Here is a 14,828-nt window from a genome sequence, read left to right on the forward strand (position 1 = left end):
GGGTACGCACTGAGCGCACCCTTCCGGGCCCCTCCCTGATGCTGCGTCAATCATTGCGCTGCCGGGCAGGCGGCAGCGGCAGCGACGTCCGGGCGCGCCTTACGGAGCGGTCGGGACGGTGGTGGCGCCGCTCTTGATGGCGGTGGCGGCGTCGTTGAGCTTGCCCTGGATGTCGTCGATCTTGCCGCCGGTGGTGGCGAGCGAGACGCCGTCGGCCTTCAGGTCGAAGTTCTTCACACCGGTGAAGGGGGAGCCCTTCTTGGCGGAGTCGATGTAGGCGAAGACGGCCTTGTCGACGTTCTTCACCATCGAGGTGAGGATGCTGGCCTTGTACTTCGCCAGGGCGGGCTGGGCGGCCTGGTCGGAGTCGACGCCGATCGCCAGCTTGCCGGCGTTGGCGACGGCCTCGATGGCACCGTTGCCGGAGGAGCCGGCGGCGGTGTAGATGACGTCCGCGCCCTTGTCCAGCTGACCCTGCGCGGCCTCCTTGCCCTTGTCGGGCGAGTTGAAGCCGGAGAAGTCCGGGGGGGTGGTCAGGTAGGTGGTCTCGACCGCCATGCTCGGGTCGACGGACTTCACACCCGCCTTGTAACCGGCCTCGAACTTCTTGATCAGCTCGGACTGCACACCGCCGATGAAGCCGACGTGCTTGGTCTTCGTCTTGAGGGCGGCGGCCACACCGGCCAGGTACGAACCCTCCTGCTCCGAGAACGTCAGCGAGGTGACGTTGCTCGGCTGGGTGTCGGACGCCGAGTCGATGATCGCGAACTTGGTGTTCGGGTTGTCCTTGGCGACCTTCTCGACGGCGCCCTGGTACACGAAGCCGACCGCGATGATCGGGTTGTAGCCGGCGGTGACCAGGTTCTTGAGCCGGGTCTCCTTGTCGGCCTCGGCCTCACCGGTCTTGGCGTCGGCCTCGGTGACGGCGACGCCCAGGTCGGCCTTGGCCTTGTCGAGACCGCGGGCGGCGGAGTCGTTGAACGACTGGTCGCCACGACCACCGATGTCGTAGGCCATACCGACCTTCAGGCCGCCCTCGGACGAGCCGGAGGAAGCGGTGGTGTCGTTGCTCTTTGCGCCGCAAGCGGCGAGCGAGGCGATGCCCAGGGAACCCGAGAGCACAACCGCAGCGAGCTTAGTAGAACGGCGCAAGGGAGTATCTCCTTCTCACACGCACCCGTTTAGCGTGGTCGGACGCCACCGTAACGCGCGTAGAACACGGTTGGGTCACAGGTCGCCGGAGCATTCGGGTTGTTATCAAACCGTGGTCTGACAGTCTTCCCGGGGCCCCTTTCCCGTACGCGGAGGGTGATCGGAACTGGCGCTGCCCAGTGTACGTAACCGGACAAAAAGCCAGGAAGCAGATAACTCGGGCGTTGCTCGATCGAGGCCCGGCCCGGTGAACCGACGACGGGCCCGGTCCGTTGCGGACCGGGCCCGGGACGCCCACCGGGGAGCGGACTACGCCCCCTCGGTCTCCAGCGCCAGCGCCGCGAACAGCTCCACGCCGATCCCGATCGCCCGCTCGTCCGCGTCGAAACGGCCCTGGTGAAGGTCACGGACCGTGCTGTCGCCGGGAGTGCGGACGCCGAGCCGGGCCAGCGCGCCCGGGGCGTGCTCCAGGTACCAGGAGAAGTCCTCGCCGCCGAGGCTCTGCTCGGTGTCCTCCACCACCTGGCCGGCGGCCGCCGTGGCGCGCCCCTCGTCCCGGTGCCCGAAACGGGCCGTCATCGCGGCCTCCAGCAGTCCCACCGAGACGGCCTCGTTGACCACCGGCGGCACCCCGCGGTGGTAGTCGAGCGTCCACTTCGCCCGGTAGGTCTCGGCCAGCTTGGCGATCAGCTCGTGCAGCAGGTCCGGCGCCTCGCGCCAGCCCTCCAGCTCCAGGCAGCGGACGGTGCCCTCCAGCTCGGCGTGCTGCGGGATGACGTTGGGGGCCGAGCCCGAGGCGATCCGGCCCCAGACCAGGCTGACGCCCCAGCGCGGGTCCATCCGGCGGGACAGCGCGGCCGGCAGGTCGGCGGCCATCCGGGCGATCGCGGTCACCAGGTCGGTGGTCAGGTGCGGGCGGGCGGTGTGGCCGCCGGGGCCGTCCAGGTGCAGCACCAGGCGGTCGCAGGCCGAGGTGATCGCCCCGGTGCGCAGCGCGATCCGGCCGGCCTCCACCTTCGGGTCGCAGTGCACCGCGAAGATCCGGCCGACGCGGTCCATCCCGCCGGCGGCGATCACGTCCAGCGCGCCGCCGGGCATCAGCTCCTCGGCGGGCTGGAAGATCAGCCGGACCGGGCGGCGCAGCTCGCCGGACCGGGCCGCCTCGGCGAGCACCAGGGCGGTGCCCAGCACGACGGAGGTGTGCACGTCGTGGCCGCAGGCGTGGGCCCGGCCGGCGACGGTCGACCGGTACGGCACGTCCGTCTTGGCGTCGTCGATGGGCAGCGCGTCGATGTCGGCGCGGAAGGCCAGGAACTCGGCGCCGCGCGGGGCGCCCTCCGGGACGATGTCGACGATCATCCCGGTGCCGCCGGGCAGCACCCGGGGGGCCAGGCCGGCGGCCGTCAGCCGGTCGCGCAGCAGGGCGGTGGTGCGGAACTCCTGGCGGCCCAGCTCCGGGTGGCGGTGCAGATCGCGGCGGAACGCGATCAGCTCCGGCTCCAGCGCCGCGACACGGTCGCGCAGGGCGGCGACGGGGCGGGCAGCGGTGGGCATGACGGCCGGCTGGGCGGACTCAGGACGGTTCATCTCAACAAGGGTAGGCCTGTTGGGGGGATTTGGCCCGACTTCCCGAAAAGAAGTCCCCGTATGGGCGCATAGGGGCTGAGCAGGTGGGTATGACATCTCGTTTCAGTCGCCTTCCCCGGGTTGCGTGCCCTGTGCAACGACGACCCGCACCGGCGGTCACGGGGCCACTCCGACGGGGGATTGACGCCGTTCGGGACGGCTGGAGGACCCACCGGGGTGGACGTCCCCCACCGCGGCGCGGGCCCGGTCGGCGTCATTGAGATGATCGGACGAGCGACCGACGTACTTCCCCCGACCGACGCGTTCCTCCAGGGAGTGGCAATGACCGAGCAGAAGGTGGCCGTGGTCACCGGAGCCAGCAGTGGAATCGGCGCGGCGACCGCCCGCCGGCTCGCGGCCGAGGGCTTCGAGGTGGTGCTGACCGCCCGCCGCACCGAGCGGATCGAGGAGCTCGCCAAGGAGCTCGGCGGCCGCGCCCACACCCTGGACGTCACCGACCGGGTGGCCGTGGACGCCTTCGCGGCCGAGGTCGGCCGGGTGGACGTCCTGGTCAACAACGCCGGCGGGGCGATCGGCGCGGAGCCGGTCGAGACCGCCGACCCGGCCGACTGGCTGGCGATGTACCAGGTGAACGTGCTCGGCGTGCTGCACATGACGCAGGCCCTGCTGCCCGCTCTGCGGGCGAGCGGCGACGGCACCGTGCTGGTGCTCTCCTCCACCGCGGCGCTGGCCGCGTACGAGGGCGGCGGCGGCTACGTGGCGGCCAAGCACGCGGCCCACACCATCGCGGCCACCCTGCGGCTGGAGCTGTGCGGGGAGCCGATCCGGGTGATCGAGATCGCCCCCGGCATGGTCAAGTCCGAGGGCTTCGCCGTCACCCGCTTCCGGGGCGACGAGGAGAAGGCCGCGGCCGTGTACGCGGGCGTCGCCGAGCCGCTGACCTCGGACGACGTCGCGGACACCGTCGCCTGGGCGGTGACCCGGCCCCCGCACGTCAACATCGACCTGCTGGTCGTCCGCCCACGGGCCCAGGCCGCCAACCACAAGGTGCACCGGGTCTGACGGCCGGGCGGCGCGGGCGGGCGGTCCGACGCCGGGGCCATGATCCACGCGGTCACCCGGCAGTGATACATACGTGCGATGAGATCTCTTCGGGCCGCCCGCCCGCGCTTTCTGCTGACCGCTTTCGCGGCCGGCACCCTGCTTCTCGGCTCCGCCTGCAACGACGGCACCAAGCCCGCTCAGGACGGGGCCGCCGCGGCCCCGTCGGCCGCCCCGGCCACCCCGACGGCCACCCCGACGCCGACCGCCAAGCCCACCGGCGCCGACGACCCCGCGCTCAAGCCGTTCTACGGCCAGCAGATCGCCTGGGCCGCCTGCCCGGCCGACCCGCAGGCCGCCCGGGCCAAGATCGACATATCCGCGATGCTCTGCGGTCGGCTGCACGTCCCGCTCGACTACACCGCCCCCGCCGCCGACGCCCTCGACCTCGCGCTGATCAAGCTGCCCGCCGCCCGGCCGGACCAGCGGCTCGGCTCGCTCATGGTCAACCCGGGCGGCCCGGGCGCCTCCGGCGTCGAGATGGTCAAGTACGGCGCCACGGAGTACGACGGCACCCTGCACGACCGATTCGACGTGGTCGGCTTCGACCCGCGCGGCACCGGCGAGAGCTCCCCGGTGGTCTGCTACGACGACAAGCAGCACGACGAGGTCAACCAGCGTGACACCCCGCTGGAGCCGGCCGCCCGCACCGCCGACCGGGTCGGGAACGCCACCGACCACGCCGCCGCCTGCCAGGCGAAGTCCGGCCGGCTGCTGCCCTTCGTCGGCACCCGCAACACCGCCCGCGACCTGGACGTGCTGCGCGCCGCCGTCGGCGACCGGAAGCTCAACTACCTCGGCATCTCCTACGGCACCTACCTCGGCGCGCTCTACGCCGAGGAGTTCCCGCAGAACACCGGCCGGCTGATCCTGGACGGCGCCGTCGACCCCGCCCAGGACCGGCTGGACCACGGCGTCGACCAGCAGATCGGCTTCGAGAAGTCCTTCGAGCGCTTCGCCGCCGACTGCGTGAAGAACCACGCGGCCGAGTGCCCGCTCGGCAAGGACCCGGCCAAGGCCGCCCAGAAGGCCGCCGACTTCCTGGACGGCCTGTACGGCCACCCGATGACCGCCTCCGACGGCCGGAAGGTCGGCCGCGACCTCGCCTGGACGGGCGTCATCAGCGCGCTCTACGGCGACGAGAAGACGTCCTGGACGTACCTGCGCAACGCGCTCGGCTGGGCCATGGTCGGCCACAAGGTGGACCCGCTGCTCGCCTCCGCCGACGGCTACGACGGCCGCGACGAGAAGGGCCACTTCAGCCCGATGGAGGAGGCGAACCGCGCGATCAGCTGCGCCGACGCCGCCCCGCCGGCGCCCACCGCGGAGCGCGCCCAGCAGGCGGTGGCCAGGCTCCTGGCCGAGGCCCCGCTGGTCTCCAAGGGCGTCACGGTGGAGGACTACAGCGAGGCCGGCTGCGCCCGCTGGCCGTTCCGGACGACGGAGCGGCCGCACGCCGTCCGCGCCGAGGGCAGCGCGCCGATCCTGGTGGTCGGCACCACCGGCGACCCGGCCACCCCGTACGCCTCCGCCGAGGCGCTCGCCAAGGGCTTCGCCGACGCCACCCTGCTGACCCGGGTCGGCGAGGGGCACGGCGCCTTCGGCAAGGGCAACGGCTGCGTCGACGCCGCGCTGACCGCGTACCTCGTCGAGGGGACGATGCCGGCGCCGGGGACGCGCTGCTCCTGAGTGGAGCCGGCGGCCGAAAGGCCTGGACGATTAGCAGATGTGAACGGGGAGGGCGCTGACACTTAGGTGTCAACGTCACAACTTGATAGCTCGATCGGATGAATTCCGCGTGCGCTCTCCCCAACTGATGACTGCTCAACTACCGTTGAGCCGCTGCCCGGCGGGTCTCGAACACCGCCCCGCGGCCTCATACTTCACCTGCTTCACCACCCCCTTTCACCGGCACCTTCCCGCCCTCACGAGGAGGACCCGCTGGCCAGCGACATCCCGTCACCGCGGCTCGATCCCAGCTCCGAGCCGACCCTCCTCGGGTTGCACCGCTTCAACGAGGCCGACGCCGGCGCGGCCGAGGAGGCCCTCCTGGCCTGCTGCGGCAGCCACCGCTGGGCCCTGCGGCTCACCGCCCACCGGCCCTACCCCGACATAGAGTCCCTGCTGGCCGCGGCCAGCGAGGCCTCCTACGACCTGCGACCGGCCGACCTGGCCGAGGCGCTGGCGGACGAGAGCTGGATGCCGCAGCCGCTCCTGGGCATGCGCGCACCCGGCAGCCAGGCGGCGCACACCGCCCTTCGCGCCGCCCACGCCGCGTACGAGGCCCGGTTCGGGCACGTCTTCGTGGTCTGCCTGGAAGGGGTGGCCCCCGAGGAGATGCTCGACACCGTGCTCAGCTCGATCCGCACCCGCCTGGCGCACGACCCGGACGAGGAACGGCTGATCGCCTCGGACGAGCTCCGCCGGATCGCCCTGACCCGGTTGGAGCACCTGGTCGCCACCCACTCCGAGGCCGGAGCCCGCTGAGCCGGGCCCGCCCTCACCCGTGGGCCTGCGCGGCGCGGAGCTTCGCCACCTGCTGCCGGACGATCCGCTCGTCCGGCACGGGGGCGGGCTCCGCGCCGACGCCGACGGTGGTGAGCACCGCCAGCACCGGTCCGACCCGGGCCACCACGGCACGCTGGGCGAGCACCACGCTGCCCGACTCACTCGTCAGGGTGAACCCGGTCACCGCGTCGGCTCCCCCGGGCGTGGGCGTGTCGTCCCGGATCAACCGGTGCCTGGTCCGCACCGGCTTGCGGCTCTTCTCCGCCGGCGGCGGCGGAGCGCTGGAGACGAACGAGGAGCACGGGCCGAACAGCTTCTCCAGCTCCGACTGCAGCTGCGCCGCCCGCCCGGTCCGGTAGCCGAGCAGTCCTCCGTACACGCCCCCCTGGGGATCGGCCGCCCGCGCCACGCTCAGATCGGTCTCCGCGTACGGATCCCCCGGGCCCGGCGAGGCGGTGGCGCCGCCCGCCGCCACCGCCGGGGTCACCGCGTCCAGCAGCGGCTGGCAGACGGGCAGGTCGGAGACCTCCCGGCCGCCGCCCGAGCCGGTCTCGCCGTGACCGGGCGTCATCACCGTCACCGTGTACCCGGCCCCCAGGTCGCCGTCGGCCACCGCGGCCGCCCGCAACTCGGCGGCGGACAGCTCGCGGGCCGGCGCGGCCCGGTCGGCGGAGCCGCCGACCGTGGTGCAGCCCGCGGCGAGCAGCAGGGCGTAGACCGCGACAGCGGGGGACGGGCGGCGGGGCGGGCTGAGCGGCACGGGGGCCTCGGCAGAGTGTCGGCGACGGAAGCGGCGGCCACGGTAGCGCAGTCGAACGGTCACGCTGCGTGGCCGTGGGGCCTCCGGAGCCGCCCGGGTTCCCGCCCCACTAGGCCAGTCGTGCCTGATTGATCACACCTCGGGCCCCCGGAGGCGGTTCGCAATAACGCGTCGATAGGATGCTGGCGGCCGGTGGACCGTACCCGGCCGGGCTGACCGACACCGAAGCCGGCCGAGCCCCCAATCGCTTCCGGAGGGTTTTTCCGTGCCGGCTGGAACGCTGTACCGCGGCCGGGAAGGCATGTGGAGCTGGGTGGCTCATCGAGTCACCGGCGTCCTCATCTTCTTCTTCCTGTTCGCTCATGTCCTGGACACCGCACTGGTGCGAGTGTCGCCCGAGGCGTACGACTCTGTGATTCAGACGTACAAGACGCCCCTGGTGAACCTGATGGAGTACGGCCTGGTGGCCGCCATCCTGTTCCACGCCCTCAACGGCCTGCGGGTCGTCGCCGTCGACTTCTGGTCGAAGGGTCCGAAGTTCCAGAAGCAGATGCTCTGGACCGTGGTCGGGGTGTGGGTCGTCCTGATGGCGGGCGCCTTCTACCCGATCCTTCAGCACACGCTGACCACCTGGTTCGGGAAGTGATCTGAGACATGTCCACGGAAATCTCCGACGCCCTGGTGGTCCCCTCCGCCCACGCGCACACCGGCAAGGGCCTCGGCACCGGCAACCCCGCCGACGCCTTCGTGGTCGAGCCGGCCCGCCAGCGGACCAAGAAGACCCCGCGCCGCACCCGGACCAACTTCGAGATGCTGGCGTGGCTCTTCATGCGCCTGTCCGGCATCGTCCTGGTGGTCCTGATCCTCGGCCACCTGCTGATCATGCTGGTGCTCGACGGTGGCGTCTCCAAGATCGGCTTCGCCTTCGTGGCCGGCCGCTGGGCCTCGCCGTTCTGGCAGGGCTGGGACCTCCTGATGCTCTGGCTCGCCATGCTGCACGGCGCCAACGGCATGCGGACGGTCATCAACGACTACGCCGAGAAGGACTCCACCCGGCTCTGGCTGAAGGGCCTCATGGGCGCCGCAACGGTCTTCACCGTGCTGCTCGGCACCCTGGTCATCTTCACCTTCGACCCGAACATCTAATCGGCAGAGGCCAGAGGCGAGTTAGAACCCCCATGCAGATTCACCAGTACGACACCGTCATCGTCGGCGCCGGCGGCGCCGGCATGCGCGCGGCCATCGAGTCGACCCAGCGCAGCCGCACCGCGGTGCTCACCAAGCTCTACCCCACCCGGTCCCACACCGGCGCGGCCCAGGGCGGCATGTGCGCCGCCCTCGCCAACGTCGAGGAGGACAACTGGGAGTGGCACACCTTCGACACGGTCAAGGGCGGTGACTACCTGGTCGACCAGGACGCCGCCGAGATCATGTGCAAGGAGGCCATCGACGCCGTCCTCGACCTGGAGAAGATGGGCCTGCCCTTCTCCCGCACCGAGCAGGGCCGGATCGACCAGCGCCGCTTCGGCGGTCACTCCCGCAACCACGGCGAGGCCCCGGTCCGCCGGTCCTGCTACGCGGCGGACCGCACCGGCCACATGATCCTCCAGACGCTGTTCCAGAACTGCGTCAAGCACGGTGTCGAGTTCTTCAACGAGTTCTACGTCCTCGACCTGCTGATCAACGAGGGCAGGACGGCCGGCGTCGTCGCCTACGAGCTGGCCACCGGCGAGATCCACGTCTTCCAGGCCAAGTCGGTCGTGTTCGCCTCCGGCGGCACCGGCAAGTTCTTCAAGGTCTCCTCCAACGCCCACACCCTCACCGGTGACGGCCAGGCCCTGGTGTACCGCCGCGGCCTGCCGCTGGAGGACATGGAGTTCTTCCAGTTCCACCCGACGGGCATCTGGCGCATGGGCATCCTCCTCACCGAGGGCGCCCGCGGCGAGGGCGGCATCCTGCGCAACAAGGACGGCGAGCGCTTCATGGAGCGCTACGCCCCCGTCATGAAGGACCTCGCGTCCCGTGACGTCTGCTCCCGCGCGATCTACACCGAGATCCGCGAAGGCCGCGGCTGCGGTCCGGACGGCGACCACGTCTACCTGGACCTCACCCACCTGCCGCCGGAGCAGCTGGACGCCAAGCTCCCGGACATCACCGAGTTCGCGCGCACCTACCTCGGCATCGAGCCCTACACGGACCCGATCCCGATCCAGCCCACCGCGCACTACGCGATGGGCGGCATCCCGACCAACGTCGCCGGTGAGGTGCTGCGCAACAACACCGACGTCGTCCCGGGCCTGTACGCGGCCGGCGAGGTCGCCTGCGTCTCGGTGCACGGTGCCAACCGCCTGGGCACCAACTCGCTGCTGGACATCAACGTGTTCGGCAAGCGCGCGGGCATCGCCGCCGCCGACTACGCGCAGACGGTGGACTACACCGAGCTGCCCGAGAACCCGGCCGAGAAGGTGCAGGCGCTGGTCGAGGGCCTGCGCGAGTCCACCGGGACCGAGTCCGTGGCGCAGATCCGCAAGGAGCTGCAGGAGACCATGGACACCAACGCCATGGTCTACCGCACCGGCGCGACGCTGAAGCAGGCGGTCGAGGACATCGCCGCGCTGCGCGAGCGCTACAAGAACGTCTCCATCCAGGACAAGGGCTTCCGTTACAACACGGACCTCCTGGAGGCCGTCGAGCTGGGCAACCTGCTCGACCTGGCCGAGGTGCTGGCCGTCTCCGCGCTCGCCCGCGAGGAGTCGCGCGGCGGTCACTACCGCGAGGACTTCCCGACCCGTGACGACGTGAAGTTCATGCAGCACACCATGGCGTACCAGGAGGTCGCCGAGGACGGCACCACCTCCATCCGCCTCGACTACAAGCCGGTCGTCACGACCCGGTACCAGCCGATGGAGCGTAAGTACTGATGAGCACTCCTACTGCGGAGAAGCACTCGGCCGCTCTGGACGCGGCCGAGGCGGGCGGTATCCAGCTGATCACCGTCACCTTCCGGATCCGCCGGTTCAACCCGGAGGAGCACCCGGACCCGGTGTGGGTCGACTACCAGCTGACCCTGGACCCGAAGGAGCGCGTCCTGGACGCGCTCAACAAGATCAAGTGGGAGCAGGACGGCACCCTCACCTACCGCCGCTCCTGCGCGCACGGCATCTGCGGCTCCGACGCGATGCGGATCAACGGGCGCAACCGGCTGGCGTGCAAGACCCTGATCAAGGACGTCAACCCGGAGAAGCCGATCACGATCGAGGCCATCAAGGGCCTCACGGTCCTCAAGGACCTGGTCGTGGACATGGACCCGTTCTTCCAGGCGTACAAGGACGTCATGCCGTTCCTCATCACCAAGGGGAACGACCCGACCCGCGAGCGCCTGCAGTCCGCCGAGGACCGCGAGCGGTTCGACGACACCACCAAGTGCATCCTGTGCGCCGCGTGCACGTCGTCCTGCCCGGTCTTCTGGAACGACGGCCAGTACTTCGGCCCGGCCGCGATCGTCAACGCGCACCGCTTCATCTTCGACTCGCGCGACGAGGGTGCGGAGCAGCGGCTGGAGATCCTGAACGACCGTGAGGGCGTCTGGCGCTGCCGGACCACCTTCAACTGCTCGGAGGCCTGCCCCCGCGGCATCGAGGTCACCAAGGCGATCCAGGAAGTGAAGCGGGCCCTGGTCACCCGCCGCTTCTAGTTCCTGCCCGAGCACGCCGAGGCCCCGTCCGATCACCCGATCGGACGGGGCCTCGGCGTTGCGGCTACTCGGCGGCGGGCTCGCGGCGGGTGGCGCGGAGGCCGCGGAGGCCGATGGCGCCGACGGTGACGCCGAGGACGAAGGAGGTCACGGCGAGCAGGAGGTGGATCCAGAAGAAGGCGGTCGGCTGGGAGTGGTCGCCGTCGGTGAAGGCCTGGCCGCCGGAGTCCTTCCAGAGGTTCTTGACGAAGGTGATCCAGATGATCATGGACCAGACGCCGAAGGCGGTCAGGAACCAGGAGGTGCGGCGGCTGAGCTTCATGGAGCGTCCTCGGCGGCTGAGGTGAAGATGGTGTGCGGTTCCAGTATGCGCGGGCGGCCGTTCGGCGTACGGTGGCCCCCTCCTGTGGAGGACGGGCCCGAAGGGGCGGACGGCGGCGGCCCCGACTGGGTACGGTCTGCTGGTGCCCACACGCCGTAAGCTCGCACACCTGCTCGTCGCGTACGCCGCGGCGCTCCCCGTCATCCTCGCCGCCCCGGCGGCCGTCGCGGCCCCGCACGAGCCGCCGCCCCCGCCGGCCGCGATCGGGGGCGAGAGACTGGGGCTCACCGGTGCCCAGGTGGCACCCCTGCCCGGCGCCCCGGCCCTGCCGGGGGATCTCACCGGGCGGTCCTGGATAGTCGCCGACGCGACGTCAGGAGAGGTGCTGGCGGCCAGCAACCCCCATCTGCGGCTCGCGCCGGCCAGCACCCTGAAGATCCTCTTCGCGGACACCGTGCTGCCGAAGTTCGACCGCAACCTGGTGCACCGGGTCGAGGACGCGGAGATCCAGGGGATCGGCGCCGGCAGCAGCCTGGTCGGCATCAAGGAGAACCTGGACTACCGGGTCGAGGACCTCTGGCGCGGGGTCTTCCTCAGCTCGGGCAACGACGCGGTGCACGTCCTGTCGCACATGAACGGCGGGGTCCAGCAGACCGTCGCCGAGATGCAGGCCCGCGCGGACGCGCTGCAGGCCCGGGACACCCGGGTGATCTCCCCGGACGGCTACGACATGGACGGCCAGCTCTCCTCGGCCTACGACCTGACCCTGTTCGCCCGGGCCGGGCTGCGCAATCCCGACTTCCGGATGTACTGCGCCACCCGGGACGCGCAGTTCCCCGGCGCGGTGGACAAGAACACCGGGCAGCGGGGCAGCTTCGGGATCGCCAACACCGACCGGCTGCTCGGCAAGTACCCGGGCCTGATCGGCGTGAAGAACGGTTTCACCACCGAGGCCGGCTCGACCTTCGTCGGCGCCGCCGAACGGAACGGCCGCACCCTGCTGGTGACGGTGATGCACCCCTCGACGTACCAGAAGGTCTACGACGAGACGGCGGCGCTGCTGGACTGGGGGTTCGCGGCGGCCGACAAGGTCACCCCGGTCGGCAGGCTGGTGGACGAGGCGCCGGCCGGCGGGGAGCCGACCGGACAGGCGGGTGGCACCGCCGGTGCGCCCGCGCCGCCGCCGCACCCCTCCCCGAGCGCCCCCCCGACCGCCCCGGCGGCCGCCGCGGCCGGTGGTGACGGGGGCTCGGGCCCCGGCCCGGTCGGCTGGGTGGGGATCGCGCTGGCCCTCGCGGCGGGCGGCGCCGGTGCGCTGTTCCTGCTACGGCGGCGCCGCGGCCCCGCCGCCGACTGACGGCGGCGCCGTCGGGGGCCCGGTCTCACTCCTGGGGCCGGGCCTTCGGCGTGCCGTCCCCGCCGTCCCCGTCACCCCCGCCGTCCCCGTCACCCCCGCCGTCCTTGCCGTCCTTGCCGTCCTTGCCGTGCTTGCCTTCCTTGCCCGCGGTGGCGGCGTCGTCCCGCTCGGCCGCCTCCGCCTCGTTCGCGGCCTTCAGCATGGCCCCGGCGCGCTCGCGGGCCCGGTCGCGGGCGGCGGCCGGGTCGGCCAGCGCCGTCCAGGCGACGCAGTACATCAGCAGCCGGGACACGAAGTTGATCCAGAGCAGCAGCGCCACCGGCACCCCGAAGGCCCCGTAGAGGCTCTTGCCCGCGACCGAGCCCAGGTAGGAGGCGAGCAGGATCTTCAGCAGCTCGAAGCCGACCCCGCCGATCAGCGCGCCCTGCACCACGTCCCACCGGTGCTGGCCGCCGATCCGGGGGAAGGGCGCCAGCAGGTAGGCGAAGAGCACCATGTCGGAGGCGACGGCGATCAGCAGGCCGACGCCGGTCAGCAGGTAGCCGCCGGGCCCGCCCGTCCCCAGGCCGATCCAGCCGGCGATCCGGCCGGCCAGCGTCGTCCCGGCGGCGGAGGCCGCCAGCGAGAACAGCGAGACCAGGCCCAGGCCGCCCAGCACCAGGCAGTCCCAGGCCTTGCGCAGGATCGGGTTGCCCTCCTCCTCCGGGAGCTGCCAGACGTCCCGGATCGAGGTGCGCATGGTGTCGACCCAGCCGAGGCCGGAGATCAGCAGCAGCACGCCGCTGACCAGGCCGACGGTGCCCGCGTTGGCCACCAGCGAGTTGAGGTTGAGCGCGTCCGAGATCCCCGGCAGCTGGTCGGAGATGTGCTTCTGGATCTCGTCGACCCGGGAGTCGGTCAGGGTGGCGACCGCGATCGCCAGCGCCACGGTGAGCAGCGGGAAGAGCGCCAGGAAGCCGAAGAAGGTGACCGCGCCCGCCAGCCGGTTGCCGCGCGCGGCGGTGAAGTGCTCGTACACGCGGTACGGGTGGCTGCGCAGGACCCGCGCCACGAGCGGGCCGATGACCGGGAGCCGGGTGAGGAAGTCCACCTGTCCGGTTATACCGGCCGTTCGCCCGAACGGCCGTCAGGCTCGGCGGGCGGCAAGGGGTTCGACGGGCGCCGCGGCCGCCGGGGTCAGCGCTTCAGCAGACGGCGGGCCCCGGCCAGCACCCGGACCGTGCGGTAGGCGCCGTACCGGCCGTGGCTCAGCAGCTCGGTGCGCACCCCCGCCACCCCGGCGGGCGGCGTGTAGCCGGCCGGGCGCAGCCGGGCGCAGTGCTCGGCGGCCCGGCGGAAGTACTCGCGGCGGTCGCGGGGCGGAACCCGGCCGGGCTTGGAGACCACGGTGTTCAGGTGGTGCAGCATCCGGCCGTAGACCACCGGGCGCCAGCGGTCGAGGTCCGGGCGGCCGTCCAGGAAGGCGAAGACCAGGTCGTACTGGGCGAAGACGTCGAAGTGCTTGCGCGAGGCGGTGGCGAGGATGTTGCCGCCCTCCTGGCGCTGGCGGTAGTGCACGCCGACCTGGTCGAGCAGGGTGATGCTCCCGGCGGCGAGCAGCGCCGGGTAGGTCCAGGGGGTGTCCTCGTAGTACCCGGCGGGGAAGGTGAGGCCCTGCTCGGCGACGAAGCCGCGGCGGTAGGCCTTGTTCCAGACCACCTGGAGGAGGTCCAGCAGGTCGGGGCGGCGGTCGAGGTCGAAGACGTCCGGGGAGTCGGCGCCGAAGACATGCGCCGAGGCGGCCTTGGTGATCCGGCCGTCGGCGTAGGTGCGGGCGTAGTCGTAGACCAGGACGTCCGGGTCGCCGCCGGCCGCCAGCCGGTCGTCGACGGCCTTGAGCAGGCCGGGGGTGAGCGTGTCGTCGCTGTCCAGAAAGATCACGTAGTCGCCGGTGGCGACCGCCAGGCCGGCGTTGCGGGCCCGGCCGAGGCCGACGTTCTCCGCCAGGTGCAGCACCCGCACGCGCGGGTCGCGGGCGGCGGCCTCGTCGAGGATCGCGCCGCAGCCGTCCGGGGAGCGGTCGTCCACCGCGATCAGTTCGAAGTCCGGACCGCCCTGGCCGAGCACCGAGTCGAGGCACTCGGGAAGGTACTCCTCGACCTTGTGGACGGGGACGATGACGCTGAAGCGGGGCATGGCCACAGAGTAGTGGCCCCCCGGACGGCCGGACCCACCGCGCCCGGGCACCCGGGCGCCCGCGGGCGGACCGAAGGCCCCGGAGGGTCCCCGGGGCCGGACGGTAGGATCGGTGGGCACGTACGCACCGGTTCAAAGTGCGGCCAGACCCCGACCGGGCTGCCACGCTCCT

At 71.9% G+C, this 14,828-nt stretch carries 14 protein-coding genes; 8 read left to right on the plus strand and 6 right to left on the minus strand.

Annotation, left to right across the window (positions count from 1 at the left end):
• Positions 1–99: 99 nt before the first annotated feature.
• The gene (locus tag OG618_RS15640; RefSeq protein WP_329488017.1) at positions 100–1,152 is read right to left on the minus strand and encodes a BMP family lipoprotein; all 1,053 of its coding nucleotides are present in this window, start codon (positions 1,150–1,152) and stop codon (positions 100–102) included.
• Between the two features lie 309 nt (positions 1,153–1,461).
• Positions 1,462–2,706, minus strand: a complete 1,245-nt coding sequence (locus tag OG618_RS15645) for an amidohydrolase (RefSeq protein WP_329492130.1) — start codon at positions 2,704–2,706, stop codon at positions 1,462–1,464.
• 354 nt (positions 2,707–3,060) lie between these two features.
• Here OG618_RS15645 and OG618_RS15650 point away from each other — a divergent pair, with 354 nt between their 5' ends.
• From OG618_RS15650 to OG618_RS15660, 3 genes are all read left to right on the plus strand, one after another.
• Entirely contained in the window at positions 3,061–3,801 is a 741-nt protein-coding gene (locus OG618_RS15650; protein WP_329488018.1) for an SDR family oxidoreductase, read from the plus strand.
• 78 nt (positions 3,802–3,879) lie between these two features.
• Positions 3,880–5,529, plus strand: coding sequence for an alpha/beta hydrolase (locus OG618_RS15655; RefSeq protein WP_329488019.1), 1,650 nt, complete (start codon positions 3,880–3,882; stop codon positions 5,527–5,529).
• A 312-nt stretch (positions 5,530–5,841) separates the two neighbouring features.
• On the plus strand, positions 5,842–6,327 hold the full coding sequence (locus OG618_RS15660; protein ID WP_329488020.1) for a 2-oxo-4-hydroxy-4-carboxy-5-ureidoimidazoline decarboxylase: 486 nt from the start codon (positions 5,842–5,844) through the stop codon (positions 6,325–6,327).
• 13 nt (positions 6,328–6,340) lie between these two features.
• Here the strand turns inward: OG618_RS15660 and OG618_RS15665 are convergent, their stop codons facing one another.
• Positions 6,341–7,108, minus strand: coding sequence for a hypothetical protein (locus tag OG618_RS15665; protein ID WP_329488021.1), 768 nt, complete (start codon positions 7,106–7,108; stop codon positions 6,341–6,343).
• Between the two features lie 265 nt (positions 7,109–7,373).
• Between OG618_RS15665 and sdhC the strand changes: the two genes are divergently transcribed.
• Genes sdhC through OG618_RS15685 form a run of 4 tightly spaced genes read left to right on the plus strand, consistent with a single transcriptional unit; the run spans position 7,374 to position 10,802 of the window.
• Positions 7,374–7,754 (plus strand): succinate dehydrogenase, cytochrome b556 subunit, encoded by a 381-nt coding sequence (gene sdhC / locus OG618_RS15670; protein WP_329488022.1) that lies wholly within the window; start codon positions 7,374–7,376, stop codon positions 7,752–7,754.
• An 8-nt stretch (positions 7,755–7,762) separates the two neighbouring features.
• Positions 7,763–8,254, plus strand: a complete 492-nt coding sequence (locus OG618_RS15675) for a succinate dehydrogenase hydrophobic membrane anchor subunit (RefSeq protein ID WP_329488023.1) — start codon at positions 7,763–7,765, stop codon at positions 8,252–8,254.
• Positions 8,255–8,286: 32 nt separating this feature from the next.
• On the plus strand, positions 8,287–10,029 hold the full coding sequence (sdhA, locus tag OG618_RS15680; RefSeq protein WP_329488024.1) for a succinate dehydrogenase flavoprotein subunit: 1,743 nt from the start codon (positions 8,287–8,289) through the stop codon (positions 10,027–10,029).
• Positions 10,029–10,802, plus strand: coding sequence for a succinate dehydrogenase iron-sulfur subunit (locus OG618_RS15685; RefSeq protein ID WP_329488025.1), 774 nt, complete (start codon positions 10,029–10,031; stop codon positions 10,800–10,802). The genes sdhA and OG618_RS15685 overlap by 1 nt, the downstream gene beginning before the upstream one ends.
• 64 nt (positions 10,803–10,866) lie before the next feature.
• Here OG618_RS15685 and OG618_RS15690 read toward each other — a convergent pair whose 3' ends face one another.
• On the minus strand, positions 10,867–11,124 hold the full coding sequence (locus tag OG618_RS15690; RefSeq protein ID WP_329488026.1) for an SCO4848 family membrane protein: 258 nt from the start codon (positions 11,122–11,124) through the stop codon (positions 10,867–10,869).
• Positions 11,125–11,266: 142 nt separating this feature from the next.
• Between OG618_RS15690 and OG618_RS15695 the strand changes: the two genes are divergently transcribed.
• Positions 11,267–12,481, plus strand: a complete 1,215-nt coding sequence (locus tag OG618_RS15695) for a D-alanyl-D-alanine carboxypeptidase family protein (protein ID WP_442906802.1) — start codon at positions 11,267–11,269, stop codon at positions 12,479–12,481.
• 25 nt (positions 12,482–12,506) lie between these two features.
• Here the strand turns inward: OG618_RS15695 and OG618_RS15700 are convergent, their stop codons facing one another.
• Together OG618_RS15700 and OG618_RS15705 are read right to left on the minus strand one after the other, a co-directional pair.
• Positions 12,507–13,571, minus strand: coding sequence for a YihY/virulence factor BrkB family protein (locus OG618_RS15700; RefSeq protein WP_329488027.1), 1,065 nt, complete (start codon positions 13,569–13,571; stop codon positions 12,507–12,509).
• A gap of 86 nt (positions 13,572–13,657) precedes the next feature.
• Complete coding sequence (locus OG618_RS15705) at positions 13,658–14,656, minus strand: glycosyltransferase family 2 protein (RefSeq protein ID WP_329488028.1); 999 nt, start codon at positions 14,654–14,656, stop codon at positions 13,658–13,660.
• Between the last annotated feature and the right edge of the window lie 172 nt (positions 14,657–14,828).

Origin of the sequence: Kitasatospora sp. NBC_01246 (assembly GCF_036226505.1) — a bacterium.
Taxonomy (GTDB): Bacteria; Actinomycetota; Actinomycetes; order Streptomycetales; family Streptomycetaceae; genus Kitasatospora.